The sequence below is a fragment of the Leisingera daeponensis DSM 23529 genome (assembly GCF_000473145.1).
Classification (GTDB): Bacteria; Pseudomonadota; Alphaproteobacteria; order Rhodobacterales; family Rhodobacteraceae; genus Leisingera; species Leisingera daeponensis.
In genome coordinates this window covers 586,037-610,881 of the sequence record NZ_KI421500.1, presented here as the reverse complement: position 1 = coordinate 610,881, position 24,845 = coordinate 586,037, and the positions used below count along the sequence as shown (strand labels likewise).

At 65.3% G+C, this 24,845-nt stretch carries 23 protein-coding genes and 5 tRNA genes; 13 read left to right on the top strand and 15 right to left on the bottom strand.

The window, feature by feature from the left end:
- Positions 1-13: 13 nt before the first annotated feature.
- Positions 14-1,369: a M48 family metalloprotease gene (locus DAEP_RS0103380; protein WP_208855439.1), complete on the top strand. Its 1,356-nt coding sequence runs from the start codon at positions 14-16 to the stop codon at positions 1,367-1,369.
- A complete protein-coding gene (locus DAEP_RS0103375; protein ID WP_008553591.1) occupies positions 1,366-2,130 on the top strand; it encodes a DsbA family protein in 765 nt (254 codons plus the stop codon). The genes DAEP_RS0103380 and DAEP_RS0103375 overlap by 4 nt, the downstream gene beginning before the upstream one ends.
- A gap of 78 nt (positions 2,131-2,208) precedes the next feature.
- Here DAEP_RS0103375 and ispG read toward each other — a convergent pair whose 3' ends face one another.
- From ispG to hemA, 3 genes are all read right to left on the bottom strand, one after another.
- Entirely contained in the window at positions 2,209-3,330 is a 1,122-nt protein-coding gene (gene ispG / locus DAEP_RS0103370; RefSeq protein ID WP_027243677.1) for a flavodoxin-dependent (E)-4-hydroxy-3-methylbut-2-enyl-diphosphate synthase, read from the bottom strand.
- 100 nt (positions 3,331-3,430) lie between these two features.
- Complete coding sequence (locus tag DAEP_RS0103365) at positions 3,431-4,636, bottom strand: helix-turn-helix domain-containing protein (protein ID WP_027243676.1); 1,206 nt, start codon at positions 4,634-4,636, stop codon at positions 3,431-3,433.
- Between the two features lie 128 nt (positions 4,637-4,764).
- Positions 4,765-6,000, bottom strand: a complete 1,236-nt coding sequence (hemA, locus tag DAEP_RS0103360; RefSeq protein WP_008554853.1) for a 5-aminolevulinate synthase — start codon at positions 5,998-6,000, stop codon at positions 4,765-4,767.
- 364 nt (positions 6,001-6,364) lie between these two features.
- Between hemA and DAEP_RS0103355 the strand changes: the two genes are divergently transcribed.
- The 4 genes from DAEP_RS0103355 (at position 6,365) to DAEP_RS0103340 (ending at position 9,756) form a co-directional block, all read left to right on the top strand.
- A complete protein-coding gene (locus DAEP_RS0103355) occupies positions 6,365-7,756 on the top strand; it encodes a M20/M25/M40 family metallo-hydrolase (protein WP_027243674.1) in 1,392 nt (463 codons plus the stop codon).
- Positions 7,757-8,066: 310 nt separating this feature from the next.
- Complete coding sequence (locus tag DAEP_RS0103350; protein ID WP_027243673.1) at positions 8,067-8,945, top strand: alpha/beta fold hydrolase; 879 nt, start codon at positions 8,067-8,069, stop codon at positions 8,943-8,945.
- Positions 8,946-9,073: 128 nt separating this feature from the next.
- Positions 9,074-9,295 (top strand): hypothetical protein, encoded by a 222-nt coding sequence (locus tag DAEP_RS0103345; RefSeq protein WP_008553264.1) that lies wholly within the window; start codon positions 9,074-9,076, stop codon positions 9,293-9,295.
- Between the two features lie 59 nt (positions 9,296-9,354).
- Complete coding sequence (locus tag DAEP_RS0103340; protein ID WP_036760434.1) at positions 9,355-9,756, top strand: nuclear transport factor 2 family protein; 402 nt, start codon at positions 9,355-9,357, stop codon at positions 9,754-9,756.
- A gap of 44 nt (positions 9,757-9,800) precedes the next feature.
- Here DAEP_RS0103340 and DAEP_RS0103335 read toward each other — a convergent pair.
- From DAEP_RS0103335 to DAEP_RS0103305, 7 genes are all read right to left on the bottom strand, one after another.
- Positions 9,801-9,877, bottom strand: a tRNA-Asp gene (locus tag DAEP_RS0103335).
- A gap of 66 nt (positions 9,878-9,943) precedes the next feature.
- A tRNA-Asp gene (locus DAEP_RS0103330) sits at positions 9,944-10,020 on the bottom strand.
- An 82-nt stretch (positions 10,021-10,102) separates the two neighbouring features.
- Positions 10,103-10,179, bottom strand: a tRNA-Asp gene (locus tag DAEP_RS0103325).
- Between the two features lie 199 nt (positions 10,180-10,378).
- Positions 10,379-10,454, bottom strand: a tRNA-Val gene (locus DAEP_RS0103320).
- A gap of 75 nt (positions 10,455-10,529) precedes the next feature.
- Complete coding sequence (locus DAEP_RS0103315) at positions 10,530-11,099, bottom strand: histidine phosphatase family protein (RefSeq protein WP_027243671.1); 570 nt, start codon at positions 11,097-11,099, stop codon at positions 10,530-10,532.
- A 115-nt stretch (positions 11,100-11,214) separates the two neighbouring features.
- Positions 11,215-11,289, bottom strand: a tRNA-Val gene (locus DAEP_RS0103310).
- Between the two features lie 123 nt (positions 11,290-11,412).
- On the bottom strand, positions 11,413-11,868 hold the full coding sequence (locus tag DAEP_RS0103305) for an Lrp/AsnC family transcriptional regulator (protein ID WP_008557654.1): 456 nt from the start codon (positions 11,866-11,868) through the stop codon (positions 11,413-11,415).
- 133 nt (positions 11,869-12,001) lie between these two features.
- On the opposite strand from DAEP_RS0103305, the gene DAEP_RS0103300 reads away from it, so the two are divergent.
- A complete protein-coding gene (locus tag DAEP_RS0103300; protein WP_027243670.1) occupies positions 12,002-13,057 on the top strand; it encodes a Glu/Leu/Phe/Val family dehydrogenase in 1,056 nt (351 codons plus the stop codon).
- 329 nt (positions 13,058-13,386) lie between these two features.
- Here DAEP_RS0103300 and lon read toward each other — a convergent pair whose 3' ends face one another.
- The 4 genes from lon to tgt form a co-directional block, all read right to left on the bottom strand.
- Positions 13,387-15,801, bottom strand: coding sequence for an endopeptidase La (gene lon, locus DAEP_RS0103295; protein ID WP_008556416.1), 2,415 nt, complete (start codon positions 15,799-15,801; stop codon positions 13,387-13,389).
- Between the two features lie 244 nt (positions 15,802-16,045).
- Positions 16,046-16,711: a hypothetical protein gene (locus tag DAEP_RS0103290; protein ID WP_245595050.1), complete on the bottom strand. Its 666-nt coding sequence runs from the start codon at positions 16,709-16,711 to the stop codon at positions 16,046-16,048.
- Positions 16,712-16,848: 137 nt separating this feature from the next.
- Positions 16,849-17,931 (bottom strand): alkene reductase, encoded by a 1,083-nt coding sequence (locus DAEP_RS0103285; protein WP_027243668.1) that lies wholly within the window; start codon positions 17,929-17,931, stop codon positions 16,849-16,851.
- A gap of 138 nt (positions 17,932-18,069) precedes the next feature.
- Positions 18,070-19,200: a tRNA guanosine(34) transglycosylase Tgt gene (gene tgt, locus DAEP_RS0103280; protein ID WP_027243667.1), complete on the bottom strand. Its 1,131-nt coding sequence runs from the start codon at positions 19,198-19,200 to the stop codon at positions 18,070-18,072.
- A gap of 70 nt (positions 19,201-19,270) precedes the next feature.
- Between tgt and rimK the strand changes: the two genes are divergently transcribed.
- The 3 genes from rimK to DAEP_RS0103265 all read left to right on the top strand — a co-directional run bounded on the left by rimK (position 19,271) and on the right by DAEP_RS0103265 (position 21,921).
- Positions 19,271-20,677, top strand: a complete 1,407-nt coding sequence (gene rimK / locus DAEP_RS0103275) for a 30S ribosomal protein S6--L-glutamate ligase (protein WP_027243666.1) — start codon at positions 19,271-19,273, stop codon at positions 20,675-20,677.
- Positions 20,678-20,752: 75 nt separating this feature from the next.
- Positions 20,753-21,643: an SPFH domain-containing protein gene (locus tag DAEP_RS0103270; protein WP_008554841.1), complete on the top strand. Its 891-nt coding sequence runs from the start codon at positions 20,753-20,755 to the stop codon at positions 21,641-21,643.
- A complete protein-coding gene (locus tag DAEP_RS0103265; RefSeq protein ID WP_027243665.1) occupies positions 21,643-21,921 on the top strand; it encodes an NfeD family protein in 279 nt (92 codons plus the stop codon). Before DAEP_RS0103270 ends, DAEP_RS0103265 begins: the two co-directional genes overlap by 1 nt.
- Positions 21,922-21,955: 34 nt before the next feature.
- Here the strand turns inward: DAEP_RS0103265 and DAEP_RS0103260 are convergent, their stop codons facing one another.
- Complete coding sequence (locus tag DAEP_RS0103260) at positions 21,956-22,714, bottom strand: hypothetical protein (RefSeq protein WP_027243664.1); 759 nt, start codon at positions 22,712-22,714, stop codon at positions 21,956-21,958.
- Positions 22,715-22,956: 242 nt separating this feature from the next.
- Here DAEP_RS0103260 and DAEP_RS0103255 point away from each other — a divergent pair, with 242 nt between their 5' ends.
- The 3 genes from DAEP_RS0103255 (at position 22,957) to tpiA (ending at position 24,688) form a co-directional block, all read left to right on the top strand.
- A complete protein-coding gene (locus DAEP_RS0103255) occupies positions 22,957-23,319 on the top strand; it encodes an SUF system Fe-S cluster assembly protein (protein ID WP_008556169.1) in 363 nt (120 codons plus the stop codon).
- 124 nt (positions 23,320-23,443) lie between these two features.
- Entirely contained in the window at positions 23,444-23,803 is a 360-nt protein-coding gene (locus tag DAEP_RS0103250; protein WP_008555779.1) for a HesB/IscA family protein, read from the top strand.
- 141 nt (positions 23,804-23,944) lie between these two features.
- Positions 23,945-24,688 (top strand): triose-phosphate isomerase, encoded by a 744-nt coding sequence (tpiA, locus tag DAEP_RS0103245; RefSeq protein WP_027243663.1) that lies wholly within the window; start codon positions 23,945-23,947, stop codon positions 24,686-24,688.
- The last annotated feature ends 157 nt before the right edge of the window (positions 24,689-24,845 follow it).

The window sequence follows — 24,845 nt, the reverse complement described above, 5'->3', positions numbered from 1 at the left end:
CCATGGTGCGCGCATGAGTTTTGACCGTTTCTTCCGGCTGGCGTCAATCCCGGCTCTTGTGGTTTGCGCGCTGCTTCAATTTGCAGCGGCCGCGCAGGCGGCGTCGATTTCGCTGCTGCGGGACCCGGATATCGAACACGGGCTGAACCGGCTCGCCGCTCCTGTTCTGCGCGCCGCCGGGCTGAACGCCACACGGATGCGGATCCTGCTGGTCAACGATTCCTCCTTCAACGCGTTCGTATTGGATTCGCGAACGATTTTCGTGCATTACGGGCTGATCCTTAAGGTTACGAGCCCGGAGATGCTGCAGGCGGTGATCGCCCATGAGGCCGCCCATATCACCAATGGCCACTTGGCGCGGCGGATGCAGAACCTGCGCTCCGCCAACAGCGCTGCGGGGCTGGGCCTGGCGCTGTCGGTGCTGGCCGCCGCGGCAGGCAGCGGCGAAGCAGCCGCCGGCATCGCCATCGGCACCCAGAATTCCGCGCTGCGCAGTTTCCTGGCCCACACCCGGGCCGAGGAAAGCTCTGCCGACCGCTCCGCCGCCGATTACCTCAACCGCGCAGGCATCAGCCCGCAGGGCCTGGTCGACCTGCACCGCGCCTTTGCCGGCCAGGAGGTGCTGAGCGCCGGCAGCCAGGACCCCTACACCCGCTCCCACCCGCTCAGCCGCGACCGCATCCGCGCGGCTCAGGCTTATCTGGCGGCGCATGGCGACAAGGGCCAGACCAGCGCGGAGGCGCAATATTGGTTTGCCCGCATCCGCGGCAAGCTGTCGGCCTTTACCCGCGCCCCGAAATGGACCCTGCGCCGGGTGCGCGAGGAGCAGTACAAGGACGTCCGCTTGATGCGCGAGGCCGCGGCCTTTCACCGGCAGAACAGCCTGAAGAAAGCTCTGGCAGCGGTGAACGGCGCTCTGGCCGTGCGCCCCTCCGATCCCTTCTATCATGAGCTGAAGGGCCAGATCCTGATCGAAAACCGCCAGTGGAACGCTGCGCTCGCCGCCTATGGCAAGGCCGTCAGCCTGGCCCCCGGGGACGCGCTGATCCTGACCGGCTACGGGCGCGCGCAGCTGGCCGCCGGCCAGCCCCAGGCGGCGCTCAAATCCATGGAGCGCGCCCGCGCCATCGACTTCCGCAACCCGGTGCTGCTGCGCGACATGTCGCTGGCCTATGCCCAGACCGGACAGACCGGGATGGCCGCTCTGGTCACCGCAGAACGCTATGCCTTGCAAGGGCGTCTGGATGACGCCGGCATTCACGCCAAACGGGCCGTGGCCCAGCTGCCCGCAGGATCCCCCGCCGCCCGGCGGGCGCAAGATGTGCTGTCAGCCTATGAACAAGCTCAGAAGAGAAAGAGAAGAAAATGACCCCTTTCACCCGCACCGCCACAGCGGCCGCTGCCGCCCTTGCCCTGCTGGGCGCCCCGGCGCAAGCCTTTGACATCAGCGCCATGTCGGATGCCGAGCGCGAGGCCTTTGGCGAGCAAGTGCGTGAATACATCCTGGCCAACCCCGAGCTGATCCTGGAGGCGGTCGACCTTCTGGAGGAGCGCCAGCAGCAGGCAGAGGCCGCCCGCGATGACGTTCTGGTTGCCGACAACCTGGAGGAACTGCAAAACGACGGCTATTCCTGGGTGGGCGGCAACCCCGATGGCGATATCACTCTGGTCGAGTTCATGGACTACCGCTGCGGCTACTGCCGCCGCGCCGCGCCGGAAGTGGAAAAGCTGCTGGAAAGCGACGGCAATATCCGCCTGGTGATCAAGGAATTCCCGATCCTCGGCGAAGCCTCGGTGCTGTCCTCGCGCTTTGCGGTCGCAACCAAGCAGGTGGCCGGGGACGACGCCTACAAGCAGGTGCATGACGCGCTGATCGCGTTCGGCGGCGAGCCGAATGAAGTTGCCCTGCGCCGCCTGGCCGAAGGGCTGTCGCTGGATGCAGACCCGATCTTTGCCAGAATGGACAGCGAGGAAGTGACCGCCGAACTGCGGCAAACCCGCGAGCTGGCGCAGAAGATGGCGATCTCAGGCACCCCGACATTTGTGCTGGGCACCGAACTGCTGCGCGGCTACCTGCCCGCCGACCAGATGGAAATCATGGTGGCGGAGATCCGCGAAAAGCAGAGCTGAGGTTCGTGCCAAACCGGCGGAACCGGGGCGCTGCCCCGGACCCCGGAGTGTTTTTGGAAAGATGAAGCGGTTGGAGCTTTACTCCGCCGCCTCCTGGGCCGCCTCGATCTGGGCGGCCTTTTTCTCGACCTCTTCGACAATGTGGTCGACCATCTGCGCGTTGGACATCTTGTGGCTGGCCTTGCCCGCCAGATAGACCATGCCGGAACCCGCGCCGCCGCCGGTGAAGCCCACGTCCGTCATCAGCGCCTCGCCCGGGCCGTTCACCACGCAGCCGATGATGCTGAGGCTCATCGGGGTGTGGATATGGGCCAGCCGTTCTTCCAGCGCTTCCACCGTCTTGATCACATCGAACCCCTGCCGCGCGCAGCTGGGGCAGGAGATGATGTTGACGCCGCGGTGGCGCAGGCCGAGCGACTTGAGGATCTCAAAGCCCACCTTCACTTCCTCCACCGGATCGGCGGAGAGGCTGACGCGCAGGGTGTCGCCGATGCCCATCCACAGCAGCTGGCCCAGGCCAATTGCCGATTTGATGGTGCCGGAGACAAAGCCGCCCGCCTCGGTGATGCCGAGGTGGATCGGCGCGTCGGTGGCGTCGGCCAGCTGCTGGTAGGCAGCCGCGGACATGAACACGTCGGAGGCCTTCACCGAGATCTTGAACTCGTGGAAGTCGTGATCCTGAAGGATGCGGATGTGGTCGAGGCCCGACTCCACCATCGCCTCCGGGCAGGGCTCGCCGTATTTTTCCAGAAGGTGCTTTTCCAGGCTGCCCGCATTGACCCCGATCCGGATCGCGCAATTGTGGTCGCGGGCGGCCTTGATCACCTCGGCCACGCGTTTCTCGTCGCCGATGTTGCCGGGGTTGATGCGCAGGCAGGCGGCGCCGGCCTCGGCGGCCTCGATGCCGCGCTTGTAGTGGAAGTGGATGTCGGCGACGATCGGCACCGGGCTTTCGCGCACGATCTCCTTCAGCGCCCTGGAGGACGCCTCATCCGGCACCGAGACCCGCACCAGGTCGGCGCCCGCCTCTGCCGCGGCCTGCACCTGCGCCACGGTCGCCGCCACATCTGTGGTCAGCGTGTTGGTCATGGTCTGCACCGCAATCGGGGCATCGCCGCCGATGGGCACATTGCCGACATGGATCTGGCGGCTTTTGCGGCGCTCGATATGGCGCCAGGGGCGGATGTGGTTCATCGACATGAGGTTCGTGTCCCGGCTGGATCCTGTTAGCGCCTAGATACGCGCAGCAGCGCCGCCCTGCAATGGCAGGCGCCCGGTTCAAAGAGGAAACGGAAGGGGATTATTCGGCGGGCGGCGCAGTCTGCAGCTGTGCCACCAGGGTGGCCAGCGCCTCGTTGCGGCCATCCTGCAGGTCGGCCAGCTCAAACCGGCCGGTGATCGCCTCCATCGACAGTTCGATGTTCTTGGACACCTGGCCGCGCTTTCCGACCGGGCCGAAATGCTCGCCGTTCACCGCAAAATAGATGGCGCTGCTTTCACCAGTGCGCAGACGCGGCGCATCCTCGGTCATCGGCACCTCGAACCGCTGGCCCGCATCCATGATGGTTTCCAGAATCACGCTGCCGTCGGCCGCGGTGACCTGCACCCAGGACGGGCGCACCGCCACCATCTCAACGCCCGGTTCAACCTCGGCAACCACCTGCGGCACCGGCTGCGACAGCGCGTCTTCCCCGTAGCTCATGCTGGCGTCGGCGAGAGCGACGCTGGGCAGCTCGGGCGCGGCGAAGTTACCGATGGTGGAGGGATCCAGGGTCGAAATCGGCGCATCGCGGGCGATCAGCACCGGCACATCCAGCGCCTGCGGGCGGTAAAGCCGGTCCAGCGCCTCGGCCGCCGGGTCCTGGCTGCCTTCGGCGGTTTCCAGCACCGCGCTGCTGAGCGGGTCGAGATCCGCCATCACCGCCGGGGTCTGATCCACCGGCGCAAATTGCACCTGCTGCACCTCTTTCAGGACGGCCCAGCCGCCATAGGTGATGCCGCCGATCAGCGCCGTCAGCACCATCAGCGAGCCGACCGCGCGCGGTTCGATCTGGCTCAGGAAACTGCTGGGCGCGGGAATGAACGGTGTGTTGGGCGAGGCAAACGCATCGCCGCCCAGCCCGGTGGACTTGACGGCCGGCCCCGCGCCGGTCTTGCTGCGGCTGGACGCCTCGGCAGACATGCCGTGGGCAACGGAAAACCCGCTTTCCTGGCAGAAATCCTGGAACGCCTGCTCCGCATCCATGTTGAGATAGCGCGCGTAGGAGCGCACGTAGCCTGCGATGAAGCCGGGCGTGTCAAAGGCGGAAGGGTCGGAGTTTTCGATGGCAGCGATGTAGGAGGCCTTGATCCGCAACTCGCGCTGGACGTCGAGCAGCGATTTGCCCATTGTCGCCCGCTCGCCGCGCATCACGTCGCCAAGCTTCAGTTCGAAATCATCAAAACCCTTGGGCTCTGCTGTCCCGCCATGCTCTTCCTGCTTGCGCTGGGTGAAGCGCCCGATCATGCCTGCCGTCCCATAAATGCCTGCCGCCTCGTTTCAGAGTGGTGAAGGAATCACAGTCGCGACTCAGATCCACTCATTGGTTGACGGCAGCGTAACACACTCAGTGTTAATTTACACTGATCAGTATGTTACCCGGCAAGTTCGGCACGATTCAGCGCACAATGAGACCATAATGAGTCCATCGCCTTGACCAGCGCGTCAATTTCCTTGGGCCCGTGCACGGGCGACGGTGTGAAGCGCAGACGCTCGGTGCCGCGCGGCACGGTCGGGAAATTGATCGGCTGCACGTAGATGCCGTAGTCTTCCAGCAAGTGGTCGGAGAGTACCTTGGTGTGGACCGGGTTGCCGACAATCACCGGCACGATGTGGCTGCCGTGGTCGATGATCGGCAGACCCAGCCCCTTAAGCCTCAGTTTCAGCACCTTGGCCTGGTCCTGATGCTTGTCGCGCAGGTCCTGCGCCCCCTTCAGGTAGGCGACCGAGGCCGCCGCCCCTGCCGCCACCGCAGGCGCCAGCGAGGTGGTAAAGATGAAACCCGGCGCATAGGAGCGGATGGCGTCGCACATCTTGGCGGACGCGGCGATATAGCCGCCCATCACACCGTAGGCCTTGGCGAGGGTGCCGTTGATGATGTCGATCCGGTGGGCGAGCTGGTCGCGCTCGGTCACGCCGCCGCCGCGGGGGCCGTACATGCCGACCGCGTGCACCTCGTCGATATAGGTGAGCGCGCCGAATTCATCGGCCAGGTCGCAGATGTCCGCAATCGGGCCGAAATCGCCATCCATCGAATATACCGACTCAAAGGCAATCAGCTTGGGCGCGCTGGGGTCGTCGGCTTCCAGCAGCTCGCGCAGGTGGCCGACATCGTTGTGGCGGAAGATGCGCTTGGCACCGCCGTTGCGGCGCACGCCTTCGATCATGGAGGCATGGTTCAGCGCGTCGGAATAGATGATCAGCCCCGGGAACAGCTTGGGCAGGGTGCTCAGCGTGGCGTCATTGGCGATATACGCCGAGGTGAACAGCAGCGCCGCTTCCTTGCCGTGCAGATCGGCCAGCTCGGCCTCCAGCTGCTTGTGATAGACCGTGGTGCCGGAGATGTTGCGGGTGCCGCCGGAGCCTGCGCCGGTTGCATTGATGGCATCATGCATCGCGTCCAGCACCACCGGGTTCTGGCCCATGCCGAGGTAGTCGTTGCCGCACCAGACGGTGATGTCCTGCTTGCTGCCATCGGGCCGGTTCCAAACCGCATGCGGGAAATGGCCCTTCCTGCGCTCGATGTCGATGAAGGTCCGGTAGCGTCCCTCTTGGTGCAGGCTGGCAATTGCAGCATCCAGTTTCGCGGTATAGTCCACCGGCATCTCCATAGCTAATTGTGCTCCCTCGAAGCACGCGGGCTGTGTAAAGGGCTCGGCCGTCCGGCAGTTAAACCACATTCACGTTCAGGAATGGTTACCGCAGGCGTCCCTTTCGATCAACTGCATACCCGCAGGCAAGGGTGCGCAACATTGATGCAGGTCAAATAGAACTTAAACAATGGACGGGCAAGGACAGCTGCGGCCAACCTGCGGCCGTTTACGTCGTGTTCCGTGCGCATCCCGGCAGGGGCGGCCCGGCAAGACAGCAGAAATCCCGTGCTGCCCCCTCTGGCCCCTTGCCAAGGGCACTGCTAGGGTCCGCGGCAAATCGGCCCAAATCCCGGGCCTTCCCCGGCAAACAGGAGAGCATGAGATGGCACTGAATGACGTTCTGGACCGGATCGACGCAGAGCTGGACGCCGCCACCGGGCGGCTGATGGAGCTGTTGCGCATCCAGTCGATTTCCACCGATCCGGCTTATAAGGCGGAGTGCGATCAGGCCGCCGATTGGCTGGTCGCGGATTTGAACTCCATCGGGATCAAGGCGGAGAAACGCGCAACGCCGGGCCATCCGATGGTGGTGGGCCATGTGGGCGAGGAGAATACCGATGTCCCGCATATTCTGTTTTACGGCCATTACGATGTGCAGCCGGTCGACCCGCTGGAACTTTGGAAAACCCCGCCGTTTGAGCCGCAGCTGGAGGACACCCCGAACGGCACCGTGATCCGCGGCCGCGGGGCGTCGGACGACAAGGGCCAGCTGATGACCTTTGTCGAGGCCTGCCGCGCCTGGAAGGACGTGAACGGCTCCCTGCCCTGCCGCATCACATTCTTCTTCGAAGGCGAGGAGGAATCCGGCTCCCCCTCGCTGATCCCCTTCATGGAGGCCAACGCCGAAGAGCTGAAGGCCGACATCGCGCTGATCTGCGACACGTCCATGGTGTCGCGCGGGGTGCCGTCGATCTCCTCGCAGCTGCGCGGCATGCTGAAGGATGAATTCACCATTATTGGCCCGCGCATCGACCTGCACTCCGGCCACTACGGCGGCCCCGGCCTGAACCCGCTGCGGGTGCTGTCCGAAGTCGTCGCTTCCTTCTATGACAACGACACCGGGCGCGTCGCGGTGGAAGGCTTCTATGAAGGCGTGCATGAGGTGCCGGAAGACCAGCTGCGCCAGTGGCAGAACTGCGGCTTTGACGAGGCCGAGTACCTGAACTCCGTCGGCTACACCCGCCCGCATGGCGAGACCTCCTATTCCACCCTGGAACAGCAATGGGCCCGCCCGACGCTGGAAGTGAACGGCCTCTGGGGCGGCTACAACGGCGCCGGTTCCAAGACCGTGATCCCGTCGGAAGCGCACTGCAAGATCACCTGCCGCCTGGTCGGCGACATGGACCCGGACGCGCTGCGCAGCAAGATCCGCAAACACGTCGAGGACCGCCTGCCGGTGGATGCCGCAGTGCGCTGGGACAACGACCTGGAAGGCTCGCCCGCCTCGGTGATGAACATCTCCCGCCCCGAATTCGAAGCCGCCCGCGGCGCGCTGTCGGACGAGTGGCAGCGCGAGGCGGTGTTCTGCGGCATGGGCGGCTCGATCCCGATTGCCGGCTACTTCAAGTCGATCCTCGACATGGACGCGATGCTGATCGGCTTTGCCAATGATGACGACGCCATCCATTCGCCCAACGAGAAATACGACCTGAAAAGCTTCCACAAGGGCATCCGCTCCTGGGCCCGCGTCCTGGACGCCCTGACCGCGAAGTGACAAACCGCGGGCGGGCGTTTCTCAGCGCTCCGCCCGTGCCGCAGGTTCCGGGCTGAAGCCGCGCAAGCTAACCCTCCCGCCCGTCATCGGGCCTTTGGCAAGGCCCTCTTCCCGTTGGGCATGGCGCCGCTGGCGCGGCGCGCGCCGTGCGCCAGCACGGCGCCGGACCCAAGGCTTATGGGGCTGCATCTTTGATGCGGCGCCAAGGCGCGGGAGCCCCTCCCCGATCCGGAAACGCAGCGGCAGGCTTGATCCTGCGCCGCCGGCAGGGTCCAATCCCGCAGACCCGCCGCCGCGAAGGGAGAAGACCATGCCAGCATCGCCTCAATCCGGCACCCTGCAGGTGAACGGCCAGCAGATCGCCTATACCCTGCGCGGCGACGGCCCGCCGCTGCTGCTGCTGCACGGCTTCCCGCAGACCAAGGAGATGTGGGAAGACACCGCCCCCGCCCTCGCCCGCCGTTTCACCGTGGTGACGGCGGATCTGCGCGGCTACGGCGCCAGCTCCAAACCCGAAGGTGTGGAGGCCATGAGCTTCCGCAACATGGCCGCCGACCAGCTGGAACTGATGCGCGCCCTCGGGTTCCCCCGCTTTCACCTGGCGGGCCACGACCGCGGCGGACGCACTGCGCACCGGCTGGCGCTCGACGCGCCGGAGGCGGTGGCCAGCCTCACGGTGATGGACATCATCCCGACTCACCTGCTGCTGGACCAGCTGACGCAGCAGGTGGCCCGCGCCTATTACCACTGGTTTTTCCTGGCCCAGCCCGCGCCGCTGCCGGAGCGGATGATCGGCGCCGATCCGCAAGCCTATTTCGAAAGCTGCCTGCTGGGCTGGGGCGGCGCCTCCCTGTCTGATTTCCCGGCCCCGGCGCTGGCGGCCTACCGCCGCGCCTGGGCGGATCCGGCCTGCGTCCATGCCATGTGCAACGATTACCGCGCCGCCATCGACGTTGATTTCCACCACGACGCCCGCGACCTGGACCGCAAGGCGCACTGCCCGGCGCTGGTCCTTTACGGCGCTGACGGTGCCATGGCCAAGGCCTTTGACGTTGCCGCAACCTGGGCGCCGCACCTGCAGGACATGACCGCGCAAGGCATCCCCGGCGGGCATTTCTTCATTGACAGCAGCCCCCGCGAAACCGGCGCCGCTCTGCTGGAGTTCCTCAGCCCCCTGCCGTCCCTGTAACCGCCCCGCAAAGCAGCGCCTCTCAGCCGCAATTTTCGTTCGTTTTACGCACGCGGATTAAGACTTGCTTATCGCTCTTGGCCTAGCCTGCCCGGTAGCACGCAAGACCTTACAGACGGAGACAGCAGATGGTCCAAAGCAGGTTCAAACGGCCGCCGGGATTCGAAGGCAATCAGACCGACCCGGAGGAAAGCTACCGCGCCGGCTATCAGCACGGCACCCGCGTCCTGCTGCGCTACCTGGAGACCAACCCCAAACCCGATCTGGACCACATTAAGAAGTGGGTGAATGCCGAGCTGACCGGCTGGCGCCACGACACCGGCGCGGAGCCGGCGCCGCCTGCGCTCTGAAAGCCGCTGCTGCAAACCGGCCGCTTGCCTGACCTGCCTCGCGCGGTCAGGCTGGCGTCATGACACAAATGATTCCGACTGACGGCCCGCTGCTGAACGAAATCCTCACTCTGGAGACCCGTGTCTGGGAGGCCATGGTTCTCGGCGACCGGCAGTTAGACGCGCAAGTCCTCGCTGACAGCTTTCTGGGCGTCTACCCCAGCGGCTTTGCAGGCAAAGACGATCACTGCGACCAGCTCCGGGACGGGCCGGTGGTGGCCGAATACAGGCTGAGCAGCGCCCGCCTGCGCTGCATCGGCAATGCTGCTGCGCTTCTCTCCTACCGCGCGTCCTACCGGTCATCAGGCTCGGCGGAATGGAAGGTAATGCTGATATCGTCACTCTGGGAGAAGGAAGGCGGGAAGTGGCTCAACACCTTCAGCCAGGACACCCCGGAAACAGGGGGCAGGATGCACGAATGACATCCGGCATTTCTGGGGAACGATATGAATGGAAAGGGGGAAAGTGGCGCGGTTGACGGGGCTCGAACCCGCGACCCCCGGCGTGACAGGCCGGTACTCTAACCAACTGAGCTACAACCGCGCATGGGCCTTTCGGCAATGGTCCCCTCCGGGGCGGACCCTGAAACGTCAGGGTGGCGGGCGAAAGTGGCGCGGTTGACGGGGCTCGAACCCGCGACCCCCGGCGTGACAGGCCGGTACTCTAACCAACTGAGCTACAACCGCATTTTCGCCTTGCGGCGGACCGTTACCGGCCCTGATCCCCTCCGGGGCGGATCCTGTTTGACCCCAGGATGGGGTGCAGCAGTGGCGCGGTTGACGGGGCTCGAACCCGCGACCCCCGGCGTGACAGGCCGGTACTCTAACCAACTGAGCTACAACCGCCCGCTGCAAATCCAGCATCGCTGCTGAATGTTGGGCTGTAATATTCCCACCCCCCTAAGCCGTCAAGCCGTGTTTTGCCTTTTTCGGAACTTTCCGGAAAAAAAATGACCCGCGCCAAGTAACTCCCTGAAACGGAAGGAAAAACACCTTGCCAGCACCGCCTCGCGGGCGATCTTCGGTCTTGAGTTGCAAGGGAGAATGGTGGGTCGTGAGAGGCTCGAACTCCCGACATCTTCGGTGTAAACGAAGCGCTCTACCAACTGAGCTAACGACCCGATGAGCGGGGATTTAGACAAAGCCGCCCGGCAGTTCAAGAGCAAAAAGCAGATTTTTCGGCCAGCCCGGCCCGGTCACTCCAGAACCGTCTCCGCCCCGTTTTCCAGCACATAGACACAGCCCTGCCCGTTCGGCAGCGCCGCCATCCGGTCCCGGCTCAGCCCGCAAACGATGCCGCGCATCACCTGACCCAGCAACCCATGCGCCACCACCACCGACGGGCCGGTCAGCGACTGCATGAAGTCCAGGATGCGGCCATGAAAGCTGTCATAGCCCTCGCCGCCGGGCGCTTCGCAGAACAGGTCCAGATTGTGCGGGTTCTCCCCGTGAATCTGCGGGTATTGCGCTGCGACCTCTGCCAGCGTCATGCCCTGGAATTCTCCGGCAAAGGCTTCCGCCAGGCGGGGATCGGTCACAAACGGCGCGCCGCCCAGGGCAATATCCGCCGTCTGCTGCGCCCGGCCCAAGGGCGAGGCATAACAGGCCGGGGCCAGTTCCATCACCGGCGCCATCAGCGCAGCCTGCCGGCGGGCGTGCTCAATCCCCAGCGGCGTCAGCGGCGATTCCAGCTGGCCCTGAATGCGCCGCTCGGCGTTCCATTCGGTCTGCCCGTGCCGCAGCAGCCAGATTTTCGGAAATTGCATCGCGCGCCCCCTGCCCGGTTTCTCGGGCAAATTGGTACCCGCAAGCCGCCGCCAGAGAAACCCCGGAAACGGAAAAAGGCGCTCAACCTTCGCAGGGAGCGCCTTTCCGGAAAAATGGTGGGTGATAAGAGATTTGAACTCCTGACATCTTCGATGTGAACGAAGCGCTCTACCACTGAGCTAATCACCCGTGAGGCAGGCTTTTAACGACCGGATGCGGGCTCCGCAAGAGGGCCGGCAGAAGATTTTTTCCCTTCCCGCGCATTTTCTTCACGCGCGGTTGCAGCTGCATACAGACAGCGCCGTGACCTGGTCAGCAGGCGGGCAGCGCGTCGCGTTGAATCATCGTGCGCAGGGTAAAGCTGGAGCGCGTGTTGCGGATGCCCGGCACCCGCATCAGCTTGTCTTCCAGGAAGCGGTCGAAATCCGGCAGATCCTCGGCCACCACCCGTAACAGGATATCCCGTGTGCCGGTCATCAAATAGCATTCCATCACCTGATCGAACCGGCGCACCGCGTTTTCAAAGGCGCTGAGCGCTTCGGTGGATTGCCTGTCCAGCTCCACAGCCACAAAGATGGTGACCGGCAACCCCAGCTTGGCCTGATCGACCCGGGCGGAATAGCCGCAGATCACGCCGCTCTCCTCCAGGCTGGCGACCCGGCGGGCGCAGGGCGTGGGCGACAGCCCGACCATGCCGGACAGTTCCGAAATCTTCAGCCGCCCGTTGCGCTGAAGCGCGGCGACAATCTTACGGTCAATCGAATCCATGGCGGTTTTCCCTAAACGTGGCGCCCTGGTTGGAGATTATCACCAAAACTGCCGATTCCGGCACCGCTTTTTGGTGAAAACCGGCGCAGCCGCCCGGATATTATTCGGGGAAGGTTTAGGAGGATCAAACCAAATGACAGTGACTGCCGTCGCATCCAGCAGCCATGAAGAGATTTACCGCGTCGAGGAGCCGTCCGTTGGCCTCCTGGGCTTTATCGCCGTGCACTCCACCCGCCTGGGGCCGGCCGCCGGCGGCCTGCGCATGCGGCCCTACGCCAGCGAAGACGAAGCGCTGACCGATGTCAAACGCCTCAGCGAAGGCATGACCTACAAGAACGCCGCCGCGGGGCTGACCCTGGGCGGCGGCAAGGCGGTGATCATCGGCGATCCCGCCAAGCACAAGACGCCTGAGCTGCTGCGCGCCTTTGCCCGCGCCATCGAGAGCCTGGACGGCCGCTACATCACCGCCGAGGACATGGGCATGAGCCCGGCGGATATGGCCATTCTGGCGGAGGAAACCCGGTTTGTGGCTGGCCTCGCGGACGGTGAGTTCGCCAGCGGCGACCCCTCGCCGATCACCGCGCGCGGCATCTTCAACGCCATCCGCACCACCCGCGCCCACAAGCACGGCAGCCGCGACCTGTCCGGCGTCACCGTGTCGGTGCAGGGCCTGGGCCACGTGGGCTGGTACCTCTGCCAGTTCCTGCATGAGGCCGGCGCCAAGCTGGTTGTCACGGACATCGACGAGAGCCGCGTCGAAAAGGCAATTGCCGAATTCGGGGCCAAGGCAGTGCCGCTGGCAGAGATCTACAGCGCCGAGGCGGACGTCTTTGCCCCCTGCGCCATCGGCGGCATCCTGAACGCCCAGACCATCCCCCAACTGAAGGCGGATATCGTCGCAGGCGGCGCCAACAACCAGCTGGCAACGGCTGAGGACGGCGCGGCGCTGCACGCCCGCGGCATTCTCTACGCGCCCGATTTCGTGGCCAACGGCGGCGGCATCATCAACGTCGCCACCGAGATCCAGAAGATCAAGGACCGCGAGGGCTTTGTCGCCGAGAAGCTGCGGGCGCTGGACGAGACCATGGCCGCGATCCTGACCCAGGCCAAGGCGGCGGACGTCAGCCCGGCGGAGATGGCCATCGCCACCGTGCAGGCCAAGATGGAGAAGGCCAGCAAGGCCGCCTGATCCGTCACAGCGATGCGGCAGCCGCGGGGCACTCCCGCGGCTGAACGGACTCCGGCCTGCGGGCCGGACCCCATCCTGCCTTTGGGCCCGGCGGCCTGCCCTATCCAGGGCAGGCCGCGCGCCGCACCTGGGGTGCGGCGCCACGTCCAACGGGAGCGGCTGCGCCCCGGCGCAGCCGGCGACGGGCGGGAGTGCTGCCGGAGGGCGCGCCCTCGGTGCCCCAGTGACATAACAGCCCCGCTCAGAAGGGCCAGAACGGAAGAGAACACCTGAAAAAGGGCGGCCCCGCGGGACCGCCCCTTCTTTTCGTCAGTAATATCCGGACTGGATCAGTGGGCGGTTGCCCCTGCCCCCTCTTCCGTGCCTTTCAGCGCCGCTTTTTTGGCCGCCGCAGCCTCCTCAGCCGCTTCATCCCATTCGATGGGCTCAGGCTGCGACACCAGCGCGTGCTTCAGAACTTCGGAGACATGCGACACCGGAATGATCTCCAGACCTTCCTTCACGTTGTCCGGAATGTCCGGCAGGTCCTTTTCGTTCTCCTGCGGGATCAGCACCGTCTTGATGCCGCCGCGCAGTGCCGCCAGCAGCTTCTCCTTGAGGCCGCCGATCGCCAGCGCATTGCCGCGCAGGGTCACCTCGCCGGTCATCGCGATGTCCTTGCGGACCGGGATCTGGGTCAGCACCGACACGATGGAGGTCACCATCGCCAGACCCGCTGACGGGCCGTCCTTGGGCGTTGCGCCTTCCGGCACGTGCACGTGGATGTCCCAATGGTCGAACTTGGTCGGCTTGATGCCCAGTTTCGGCGAGACGGAGCGCACATAAGACGACGCCGCCTCGATCGATTCCTTCATCACATCGCCCAGCTTGCCGGTGGTCTTCATCCGGCCCTTGCCCGGCAGACGCAACGCCTCGATCGACAGCAGCTCGCCGCCGACGGAGGTATAGGCCAGACCGGTGACGACACCAACCTGGTCTTCCTTCTCGGCCAGGCCGAACCGGTACTTGGGCACGCCCAGGAACTCGTCGAGATTGTCCGGCGTGACAGTCACGGTCTCCGCCTCTTTCTTGACGATCTTGGTCAGCGACTTGCGCGCCACCTTGGCGATCTCCCGCTCCAGGTTCCGCACCCCCGCCTCGCGGGTGTAGGTGCGGATCATCGCGGTCACCGCGTCCTCGGTCAGCTCGAACTCCTTGGCCTTCAGGCCATGGTTCTTCACCTGCTTGGAAATCAGGTGCTGCTTGGCGATCTCGCGCTTTTCGTCCTCGGTGTAGCCCGACAGCGGAATGATCTCCATCCGGTCCAGGAGCGGCCCGGGCATGTTGTAGCTGTTCGAGGTGGTGAGGAACATCACGTTCGACAGGTCGTATTCCACCTCCAGGTAGTGATCCATGAAGGTGTTGTTCTGTTCCGGATCCAGCACCTCCAGCATCGCCGAGGCCGGGTCGCCGCGGAAATCCTGGCCCATCTTGTCGATTTCATCGAGCAGGATCAGCGGGTTGGTGGTCTTCGCCTTCTTCAGCGCCTGGATGATCTTGCCGGGCATCGAGCCGATGTAGGTGCGGCGGTGGCCGCGGATCTCGGACTCGTCGCGCACGCCGCCCAGCGAAATGCGGATGAACTCGCGCCCGGTCGCCTTGGCCACCGATTTGCCCAGCGAGGTCTTACCCACGCCCGGAGGGCCGACGAGGCACAGGATCGGCCCCTTCAGCTTGGCCGAGCGCTGCTGCACAGCCAGATATTCAACGATCCGCTCCTTGACCTTCTCCAGGCCATAGTGATCCGCATCCAGGATCTCCTGCGCCCTGTTCAGGTCTTTCTTAACGCGCGACTTGGTGCCCCACGGAATCGACAGCATCCAGTCGAGGTAGTTGCGCACAACCGTGGCTTCCGCCGACATCGGCGACATGTTCTTGAGCTTCTTCAGCTCCGCCTCAGCCTTCTCGCGCGCCTCTTTCGACAGCTTGGTCGCGGCGATCTTCTCTTCCAGCTCGGCGATTTCGCCTGCGCCTTCCTCGCCGTCGCCCAGCTCCTTCTGAATGGCCTTCATCTGCTCATTCAGATAGTACTCGCGCTGGGTCTTCTCCATCTGGGATTTGACGCGGGTCTTGATCTTCTTTTCGACCTGCAGAACCGACAGCTCGCCCTGCATCAGGCCGTAAACCTTCTCCAGCCGCTCGCTGATAGAGAGGGTTTCCAAAAGCTCCTGCTTGCGGTCGACGTCAATGCCCAGGTGGCCCGCCACCAGGTCGGCCAGCTTGGCCGGCTCGGCGGTTTCGCCCACGGCTGACAGGGCTTCCTCGGGGATGTTCTTGCGCACCTTGGCATAGCGCTCGAACTCGTCGCCCACGGTGCGCACCAGCGCCTCGGTGGTGGTGACGTCGCCGGGCATTTCCGCCAACTCCTCGGCCTTTGCCTCGAAGTAGTCGTCGTTTTCCAGGAATTCGGTGATCTTCACACGGCTCTGGCCCTCGACCAGCACCTTCACGGTGCCATCGGGCAGCTTCAGCAGCTGCAGCACATTGGCCAGCACGCCGACGGTGTAGATGCTATCGGTTTCCGGGTCGTCCTCGGAGGGGTCGATCTGGCTCGACAGCAGGATCTGCTTGTCGTCCGCCATCACCTCTTCCAGGGCGCGCACCGATTTTTCCCGGCCCACGAACAGCGGCACGATCATGTGGGGGAACACCACGATATCGCGCAGCGGAAGCACGGGATAGGAGGAATTGAGTGGCTCTTGCATACTCGGTCCTTTACTTGGCAAGACGGCCCGGCCCCGGTTCCGGCAGCGCTTGGCGCGTCTCCTCATTGGATGTCTTTATCTGGGGGGATGGTGAATGATTTTCAACCTGCCCGCCGCTTGGTTGGCCCCACCTTGCCCGCAGCGCGCCCGGACCACAAGGCGCAAATGACCGGAGGGTGACCAAAGCGCTAACACGCCCTGGGATGCGGCGGAAACCGCCGGGCAGACCGGCGCGATCCGCCATTCAGCGCCGCTCCAGCGTCACCAGGCCGCGCTCTATCCGGCCCGCCGCGCCGGTCTCGCTGTAGGTGCCGCTCAGCCGTGACTGGTCGACCAGAAACAGCCGGTAATCCTGGCGCAGCACATGCCCCGTCCCGCTGTCCTGCGCGCCCGCGATGTTCAGCCGCAAGAGCTGATCCGGCCCGCAGGCCAGCGGCCCCAGGGCGATCTCGTCCAGGAACACCTCCGCATCGTCCGGCAAGTCGCCGCGGCCGGCGCTTTCGGCCCGCAGCCCGCTGCCCGGCGCCGGCGGCGCGCGGTCCTCGACCGCAACCGGCATGAAGCCCAGCACGGGCGAGCCTGCCATCAGCCGGCCGTTCCTGAAATCCAGCGTCAGAATTTCGCCGCTGCGCTGCGGCACCGGTTGCATTTCGACCCGCCCGGCCGAAACCAGCCCGATCTCTCCCGGCCCCTTGCGCAGGATCCACCGCCCGCGCAGCGCGCCCGACTTGCCCTTGACCAGCTCCTCCAGCGTGATGGCGCAGCCGTCAATCGGCGGCGCCTTGAAAAAGCCCGACGCCTCCGCCAGCGATCTTGGAGACCGGGCGCTTTCCGCCGTCTGAGCCTGAGCCTGAGCCGCCGGAGGGCAGCCCAGCAGAACCGCCAGAGCAATCGCGCGCAACCAGGTCATCGCCATCCTCCCCGCTTTTGCGCGAGGGTAGCAGACAGGGTCTTCACAACAGGTGAACGGGCGCAGCGAAACCCGCTGAATTGGCACCGGCGGCCGGGCGCTCGCTGCCCCGCCGCCGGCCCCTGATCAGGGCAGCGCTACTCAGCCGCCTGCTGCATCACCGGGTAGTCGGTGTACCCTTCATCTCCGCCGCCATAGAAGGTGTCCGGATCGCCTTCGTTCAGCGGCGCATCTGCTGCCAGCCGCTCCACCAGATCCGGGTTGGCGATGAAGGGGCGCCCGAAAGCCACAAGGTCAGCCTCGCCCGAGGCCGTCCGCGCCAGCGCGGTTTCGCGGTCATAGCCGTTGTTGGCCATATATGTACCGGTATAGTGCTTGCGCAGGGCGTCGAAGTCCCCGTCACGGGCGCCGCCGGTCTCGCCTTCGACCATGTGCAAATAGGCCAGACCATAGCTGTTCAGCCGCTGAATCACCGGCGTGTAATGGCCCACGGGATCGCTGTCGGACACATCATTGAAAGTGGAAAACGGCGACAGGCGCAGACCAATGCGGCCGGCCTCCCAAACGGTTTGCAGCGCATCAAGGATCTCGAAGACGATCCGCGCGCGGTTTTCCGCGGAGCCGCCATAGGCATCGGTGCGGGTGTTCACCCCGTCCTTCAGGAACTGCTCCAGAAGATAGCCGTTGGCCGCGTGCAGCTCGACACCGTCAAACCCCGCGTCCCTGGCGTATTTCGCGGCCTGCACAAAGTCGGCAATCACCCGCTGGATGTCTTCCGCGCTCAGCGCCTGCGGCTTGGCCGTCGGCACGAACCCTTCATGGGTGAACGTCTGCGCCTCTGCCGCAACATCGGTGGAGGACACGGCTTTGGTGCCCTCGGGCAGCAATGAGTCATGTGTGATCCGCCCGACATGCCACAGCTGAATAACGATCTTGCCGCCCTTGGCATGAACTGCATCCGTGACCTTGCGCCAGGCCGCAGCCTGCGCCGCGGTGTGAATGCCGGGGGTCTGGATATACCCTTTGCCCTCGGGGCTGATCTGGCTGCCCTCGGTGATGATCAGGCCCGCGCTTGCCCGCTGGGCATAGTATTCCGCATGCCGGTCCAGAACCTCGCCGGTGCCGTCATCAGCCCGGTTTCGGGTCAGCGGCGCCATGACAATGCGGTTGCTCAACTCGATTGCGCCAGCGGTGGCGGCGGAAAACAATTTTTGGCTCACGGGGATGTCCCTCCGGTCAAAGTGTCCAGCAACAGGAACGTTGCCGGAATGACCTGAGCACTCCGCCCCGCGCTTTCAACCGGGCGTCAGCCAGAGAAGCTGTCCGCCCGCGCACAGTGACTGTTCAGCCGCGCCCGTTCACAACCGCTCAATATCCCCCTGCGCGCGGGTGTCGTGGAAGTCCTTCTGCCAGGCTTCAAACGTGCCCGCCGCAATCGCCTCCCGCATACCCTGCATAATCTCCTGGAAGTAATGAAGGTTGTGCCAGGTCAGCAGCATGCCCGAGATCATCTCGTTGCTGCGGAACACATGGTGCAGGTAGGCGCGGGAGTAGTTCGAGCAGGCCGGGCAGCTGCACTGCTCATCCAAAGGCCGCGGGTCGTCCTGGTGGCGGGCGTTCTTGATGTTCACCACGCCATAGCGGGTGAACGCCTGCCCGGTCCGGCCGGAACGCGACGGCAGCACGCAGTCCATCATATCGATGCCGCGCGCCACCGCGCCGACGATATCGTCAGGCTTGCCCACGCCCATCAGGTAGCGCGGCTTGTCCTCCGGCAGCATGTCCGGCGCAAAGTCCAGGCAGCCGAACATCGCCTCCTGCCCCTCGCCCACCGCAAGGCCGCCCACGGCATAGCCGTCAAAGCCGATGGCCTTCAGCGCCTCGGCGCTTTCCTCGCGGAAATCGCGCTCCAGCCCGCCCTGCTGGATGCCGAACAGCGCGTGCCCCGGACGGTCCCCGAAGGCCTCGCGCGAGCGCTCCGCCCAGCGCATCGACAGGCGCATGCTTTCAGCAATCCGGTCGCGGTCCGCAGGCAGCGCCGGGCATTCGTCGAAACACATCACGATGTCAGACCCCAGCAGCCGCTGGATCTCCATCGAGCGTTCCGGCGTCAGCTCATGCCGGGAGCCGTCGATATGGGATTTGAACGTCACGCCCTTCTCGGTCAGCTTGCGCAGGCCCGCCAGCGACATCACCTGGAACCCGCCCGAGTCGGTCAGGATCGGGCGGTCCCAGTTCATGAACTTGTGCAGGCCGCCCAGCCGGTCGATCCGCTCCGCCGTCGGGCGCAGCATCAGGTGATAGGTATTGCCCAGCAGGATGTCGGCCCCGGTCGCGCGCACGCTTTCCGGCATCATCGCCTTCACGGTCGCAGCCGTGCCAACCGGCATGAAGGCAGGCGTGCGGATCTCGCCGCGCGGCGTCTGGATCACGCCGGTGCGCGCTTTCCCGTCCGTTGCTTTCATTTCGAAGTTGAAAAGGGTAGCCATATCGTATTCCTGCGCTTCTCTGCCGCATTTGAAAGGCGGCGATTCCCCCTAATGCCAAGGAGCCCCGCGCATGTCCACAGCAGACCCGGCGCCGCAACTGAAACTCGGGTGGGAGGAGTGGGTCAGCCTGCCGGAACTGGGGCTGCCCGCGCTGCGCGCCAAGGTCGACACCGGAGCCCGCACCTCCTCGCTGCACGCCACTGAGATCGAAACCTTCGGGCCGCAGAACGCCCCCAAGGTGCGCTTCATGGTGCACCCGATCCCCGGCCAGTACGACCTGGAGATCCCCTGCTCCGCCCCGATCACCGACCGCCGCGAAGTCACCTCGTCCAACGGCGAAAAGGAAATGCGCTACGTGATCCAGACCAAGCTGGAGGTTGCGGGCCAGGCCTGGACGGTCGAGCTCACACTGACCGACCGGCGCGGCATGGCCAAACACATGCTGCTGGGCCGCCAGGCGCTGACCGAAAACATGACGGTGGTGCCCGGCGAACGCTTCTGCCAGCCGCAGCTCGACTATTCGGTCTATTCCTCCGCCAGCATCCGCAAGACCGCCCCCAAACGCGCCCTGCGCATCGCCGTGCTCAGCCGCGAGGACAATTACTCCACCAGCCGCCTGATCGAAGAGGGCGAAAAGCGCGGCCATACGGTCGAGGTGATCAACACCACCCGCTGCTACATGGCGATCAACGCGCTGGCGCCGGAAATCCACTATGACGGCAAGCGCCTGCCCCGCTATGACGCGGTGATCCCGCGCATCGGCGCCTCTGTCACCCAATACGGCACCGCGCTCCTGCGCCAGTTCGAGGCGCTCGGCACCTTCTGCGTCAACGGCTCCGAAGGCATCACTGCCAGCCGCGACAAGCTGCACGCGCATCAGGTGCTGGCCCGCAACAAGATCGGCATGCCCGCCACCGCCTTTGCCGCCTCGCCCAAGGACACCGCCAATCTCATCGGCATCGCCGGCGGCGCGCCCTTGATCGTCAAGCTCTTGGCGAGCACGCAGGGAAAAGGCGTGGTGCTGGCGGAAACCAAGAAGGCCGCCGAAAGCGTGATCACCGCCTTCCGCGGCCTCCAAGCCAACTTCCTGGTGCAGCAGTTCGTCAAGGAGGCCGCGGGCGAGGACATCCGCTGCTTCGTGGTCGGCGCCAGGGTGGTGGCAGCGATGAAACGCTCCGGCGCCGACGGCGATTTCCGCTCCAACCTGCACCTCGGCGGCAGCGCCACCCCGGTGCGCATCACGAAGGAGGAGCGCAGCACCGCCGTGCGCGCCGCCCGCGCCTTCGGCCTCAATGTGGCAGGCGTCGACCTGCTGCGTTCCGCCACCGGCCCCAAGGTGCTGGAGGTGAACTCCTCCCCCGGGCTGGAGGGCATTGAAGAGGTCTCCTCCAAGAACATCGCCGCGCTGATCTATGACGAGATCGAGGACCGGGTCCGCCCGGCTCCGATGCGGCGCCTCAAAGCCGCCGCCTCCTGATCCGCGGTTCCCCTTGACCTATCCCGCGCGCCCGCACGATCCTACGCGCAGAAGCTTGAAACAGAAGGCAGATTCATGACCGAAAACGACCTGCTCGACCTCTTGTCCGGTAATCTTCTCTATCTGCTGGGCGCCCTCCTGCTGATTATCGTCGCCCTCAAAGGGGTCAAGATCGTGCCCCAGTCGGAGAAATACGTGGTCGAGCGCTTCGGCCGCCTGCATTCGGTGCTGGGGCCGGGCATCAACTTCATCGTGCCCCTCCTCGACGTGGCCCGCCACAAGATCTCCATCCTGGAGCGCCAGCTCCCGAACGCCACCCAGGACGCGATCACCAAGGACAACGTGCTGGTGCAGATCGACACCTCCGTGTTCTACCGCATCCTTGAGCCGGAAAAGACCGTCTACCGGATCCGCGATGTGGACGGCGCCATCGCCACCACCGTGGCGGGCATCGTGCGCGCCGAGATCGGCAAGATGGATCTGGACGAGGTGCAGTCCAACCGCGCCCAGCTGATTTCCCGCATCCAGGAAAGCGTCGAAAGCGCGGTGGACGACTGGGGCATCGAAGTGACCCGCGCCGAGATCCTGGATGTGAACCTGGACCAGGCCACCCGCGACGCCATGCTGCAGCAGCTGAATGCGGAACGCGCGCGGCGCGCCGAGGTGACCAAGGCCGAGGGCCAGAAACGCGCGGTCGAGCTGAACGCCGATGCAGAGCTTTACGCCGCCGAGCAGACCGCCAAGGCCCGCCGCATTCAGGCCGAAGCCGAGGCCTATGCCACCGAAGTGGTCGCCAAGGCGATCCGCGAAAACGGCATCGAGGCCGCCCAGTACCAGGTCGCCCTGAAACAGGTGGAAGCGCTCAACGCCCTCGGCAAAGGGGAAGGCAAGCAGACCATTCTGGTCCCCGCCCACGCGCTGGAAGCCTTTGGCGACGCCTTCAAGCTGCTGAAAGGAAGCAAGTGATGGCAGATGGCTTCTGGACGCTCTGGTGGGTCTGGGCGGCGGCGGCGCTGGTGCTGGGCATCCTCGAAGTCCTGGTGCCCGGCTTCGTCTTCCTCGGCTTCGCCATCGGCGGTGCCGCGGTGGCGCTGCTGCTGCTGGTCTCCGGCGGCAGCTGGGGCCTGCCCCTGCTGCTGCTGATCTTTGCCGGCCTGTCGCTGGCTGCCTGGCTGCTGCTGAAACGGCTGTTTGCCCTGCCCAAGGGCCAGGTCAAAACCTTCGACCGCGATATCAACGATTGATCCGGCGGGCGGGCCGCCATGCTGCCGCCCGCCCTCAGAACTTGAACCCGATGCCCGCCAACAGGCCATGGGTCACCGCATCATGGCGGAAGAAACTGCCGGTGCCGCGGGTGCCCTCCTGGTAATCCACCCCCAGCCCGCGGTACATCACATAGATCGAGGCGCGCTCCCAGCGGTCATAGACCAGCCCGCCCATCGCCGACCAGCTCTGATCCGACCCGGTACCGAAGCCGCCGATGTCGCCCTCCAGCAGGATACTGAACTCCGGCGACACCCGGCGCTGCCAGCGCAGCCCGGCAATCGGATCTGTCCACTCCGCCCCCTGCCGCACGGTGCCGCCGGGCACACCGGCAATCACATCCACATCCCAGTGGCGCACGCCCCCGAACAGCTCGAAACTGTCCCGCCCGCGCCCGAAGCTGTAGGTGACCACCGCCTCCGCCACATTCTGATCGTAGGTCACAGGCACCGCGCCGGCAGAGCTGCTGCCAATGGCATCGGCATCCAGCAGCGCATACCGCAGCCGGAACCCGAACCGGCTGCTGTGGACACCCTCGAACTGCAGCATTCCGCCCGCCTGCAGCTGGTCGAACACATCGCTTGCCTCAAACGCGACATCCCCGGCGGCCCGGCCCAGCTCTGTTGTGCTCTCTACCGAAGGCGCCAGCACAAAGGGCGTCAGCTGCCAGCGCCAGCCGCGCAGGTCCTGGGCCGCCGCGGCGGTCCCCAAGAGCGCGGCAAGCGCCGCCCCGGCAATCGCGGCAGCCCGTGCAGGCATACTCGGCTCAGGCATGGCTCTCCCTCCCCCGTTCCTGCCAGGCGCCGCGCTCCGGCCGGCGTGCGGCATCTGGCCGCTGCATCCCAGCAGCTTTCAAAATCATTATGGGGAAGTAACGATTTAGCGCGCAGACCCGCCAAAGCAATCCCGCGCAGGCAGCCTGCTGCGGCCTCATTGCCGCTGCGGCGCGCGGCGCCTCTGGACGCCGGGCCGCATATTTCCTATATAAACCGTCGGATAATCAGACCGGGACCATCATGACCAACCCTTCAGAACCGCTCGAAGGCGCACCGCTGATCGCGCCCTCCTCCGTCAGCCACCCGCTGTACGAGGCCGTGGCCGAGGCCTGCCGCACCGTCTATGACCCGGAAATCCCGGTGAACATCTATGAACTGGGGCTGATCTACACGATCGCCATCAACGACGAGAACGATGTGAAAATCATCATGACCCTGACCGCGCCGGGCTGCCCTGTCGCGGGCGAGATGCCGGGCTGGATCGTCGATGCGGTGTCGCCGGTGCCCGGCGTCAAGAGCGTTGACGTGCAGCTCACCTGGGAGCCGCCCTGGGGCATGGAGATGATGTCCGACGAGGCCCGCCTCGAACTGGGCTTCATGTAAGCCTTTGGGGCGCGTCCGCCCCCGGGGCGGCGCCGCTGATGCGCCGGTCCGCTGCCCGCGCGCCCTTGAGACCGCGGCACGGCGCTCCTAAATACAAAGCAACGCGCGACTTTTGGAGACCCGGATGTTTGGAATTCCCGGCAAGCAAGCTGTGACAATGACGCCCAAGGCAGCGGCGCAGATCGCCAAGCTGATGCAGAAGGACGGTCATGCCGGCCTGCGCATCGGCGTCAAGAAAGGCGGCTGTGCGGGCATGGAATACACCATGGAATACGTCGATGAGCCCGCCCCCAACGACGAGGTGGTGGAACAGGACGGCGCCCGCATCCTGATCGCGCCGATGGCGCAGATGTTCCTGTTCGGAACCGAAATCGACTACGAGGTGTCGCTCTTGGAAAGCGGTTTCAAGTTCAACAACCCCAACGTGGCCGAGGCCTGCGGCTGCGGCGAGTCGATCTCCTTCAAGGAGGTGCCCGGCAGCTGAGCCAATGCTGTCAGGACAAAACCGGCGGGCGGGGTCTTCCCCGCCCTTTTTGCATCGCACTGCCCCGCCCAAGCGAATTGCGCCGCCCGGCAGCCGGTGCTACCAGTCACGCCCAGACAGGACATTCGGAGGCATTCCCCCATGCGGCGTAAACTTGCAGCAGGCAACTGGAAAATGAACGGCACCGGCGCGGCCCTGGCCGAGCTCGCAGCGCTCGCGGAAAGCCACCCCGCCCCGGCCGCAGACATCCTGATCTGCCCGCCCGCAACCCTGCTGTCGCGCGCCGCAGAGGCCGCCCGGGGCATCGCCATCGGCGGCCAGGACTGCCACGCAAAGGCGTCCGGCGCCCACACCGGCGATCTGTCCGCTGCCATGCTCAAGGACGCAGGCGCCTCCGCCGTGATCCTCGGCCATTCCGAACGCCGCGCCGACCACGGCGAGACCGACGCCCAGGTCTGCGCCAAGGCGGAGGCCGCCATTTCCGAGGGCCTCACGGCCGTGATCTGCATCGGTGAAACCCTCGCGGAACGCGAAGCAGGCAACACGCTGAATGTGGCAGGCACCCAGCTCGCAGGCTCCGTGCCCGCCAATGCCACCGGCGCAAACACCGTGATCGCTTACGAACCGGTCTGGGCCATCGGCACCGGCAAGGTGCCGACGCTGGAGCAGATCGCCGAGGTTCACGATTTCCTGCGCGCCGAGCTCACCGCCCGCTTCGGCGCGGACACCGCAGACAGCATCCGCCTGCTCTACGGCGGCTCGGTCAAGCCCTCCAATGCCGCGGAGATCTTTGCTGTCTCCAACGTCGATGGCGCGCTTGTGGGCGGTGCCAGCCTCAAGGCCGCGGATTTCTCCCCGATCATCAGCGCGCTGGAAGCCAGCTGACCGGCGCGCAGCGGCCCGGGCCTTGGATTTGAGTATTTTTGGAAAGATGAAATCTGCCTGGGCTTCATCTTTCCCCCAAATACTCCGGGGTGAATTGGCCAACGGCCAAGAGGGGCAGCGCCCCTCTTCCAACATAAACCTGCGGGGCAGCGCCCCT

Bases quoted from the DNA above. Each gene is read 5' to 3' on its own strand.
- DAEP_RS0103375 (WP_008553591.1), top strand. From the start codon at position 1,366: ATGACCCCTTTCACCCGCACCGCCACAGCGGCCGCTGCCGCCCTTGCC.
- DAEP_RS0103345 (WP_008553264.1), top strand. From the start codon at position 9,074: ATGGTCCAAAGCAGGTTCAAACGGCCGCCGGGATTCGAAGGCAATCAG.
- DAEP_RS0103300 (WP_027243670.1), top strand. From the start codon at position 12,002: ATGACAGTGACTGCCGTCGCATCCAGCAGCCATGAAGAGATTTACCGC.
- DAEP_RS0103290 (WP_245595050.1), bottom strand. From the start codon at position 16,711: ATGACCTGGTTGCGCGCGATTGCTCTGGCGGTTCTGCTGGGCTGCCCT.
- tpiA (WP_027243663.1), top strand. From the start codon at position 23,945: ATGCGGCGTAAACTTGCAGCAGGCAACTGGAAAATGAACGGCACCGGC.
- DAEP_RS0103340 (WP_036760434.1), top strand. From the start codon at position 9,355: ATGACACAAATGATTCCGACTGACGGCCCGCTGCTGAACGAAATCCTC.
- DAEP_RS0103270 (WP_008554841.1), top strand. From the start codon at position 20,753: ATGACCGAAAACGACCTGCTCGACCTCTTGTCCGGTAATCTTCTCTAT.
- DAEP_RS0103315 (WP_027243671.1), bottom strand. From the start codon at position 11,099: ATGCAATTTCCGAAAATCTGGCTGCTGCGGCACGGGCAGACCGAATGG.
- DAEP_RS0103265 (WP_027243665.1), top strand. From the start codon at position 21,643: ATGGCAGATGGCTTCTGGACGCTCTGGTGGGTCTGGGCGGCGGCGGCG.
- DAEP_RS0103305 (WP_008557654.1), bottom strand. From the start codon at position 11,868: ATGGATTCGATTGACCGTAAGATTGTCGCCGCGCTTCAGCGCAACGGG.
- hemA (WP_008554853.1), bottom strand. From the start codon at position 6,000: ATGGAGATGCCGGTGGACTATACCGCGAAACTGGATGCTGCAATTGCC.
- DAEP_RS0103380 (WP_208855439.1), top strand. From the start codon at position 14: ATGAGTTTTGACCGTTTCTTCCGGCTGGCGTCAATCCCGGCTCTTGTG.
- DAEP_RS0103255 (WP_008556169.1), top strand. From the start codon at position 22,957: ATGACCAACCCTTCAGAACCGCTCGAAGGCGCACCGCTGATCGCGCCC.
- DAEP_RS0103350 (WP_027243673.1), top strand. From the start codon at position 8,067: ATGCCAGCATCGCCTCAATCCGGCACCCTGCAGGTGAACGGCCAGCAG.
- tgt (WP_027243667.1), bottom strand. From the start codon at position 19,200: ATGGCTACCCTTTTCAACTTCGAAATGAAAGCAACGGACGGGAAAGCG.
- ispG (WP_027243677.1), bottom strand. From the start codon at position 3,330: ATGTCGATGAACCACATCCGCCCCTGGCGCCATATCGAGCGCCGCAAA.
- DAEP_RS0103365 (WP_027243676.1), bottom strand. From the start codon at position 4,636: ATGATCGGGCGCTTCACCCAGCGCAAGCAGGAAGAGCATGGCGGGACA.
- DAEP_RS0103355 (WP_027243674.1), top strand. From the start codon at position 6,365: ATGGCACTGAATGACGTTCTGGACCGGATCGACGCAGAGCTGGACGCC.
- lon (WP_008556416.1), bottom strand. From the start codon at position 15,801: ATGCAAGAGCCACTCAATTCCTCCTATCCCGTGCTTCCGCTGCGCGAT.
- DAEP_RS0103250 (WP_008555779.1), top strand. From the start codon at position 23,444: ATGTTTGGAATTCCCGGCAAGCAAGCTGTGACAATGACGCCCAAGGCA.
- rimK (WP_027243666.1), top strand. From the start codon at position 19,271: ATGTCCACAGCAGACCCGGCGCCGCAACTGAAACTCGGGTGGGAGGAG.
- DAEP_RS0103260 (WP_027243664.1), bottom strand. From the start codon at position 22,714: ATGCCTGAGCCGAGTATGCCTGCACGGGCTGCCGCGATTGCCGGGGCG.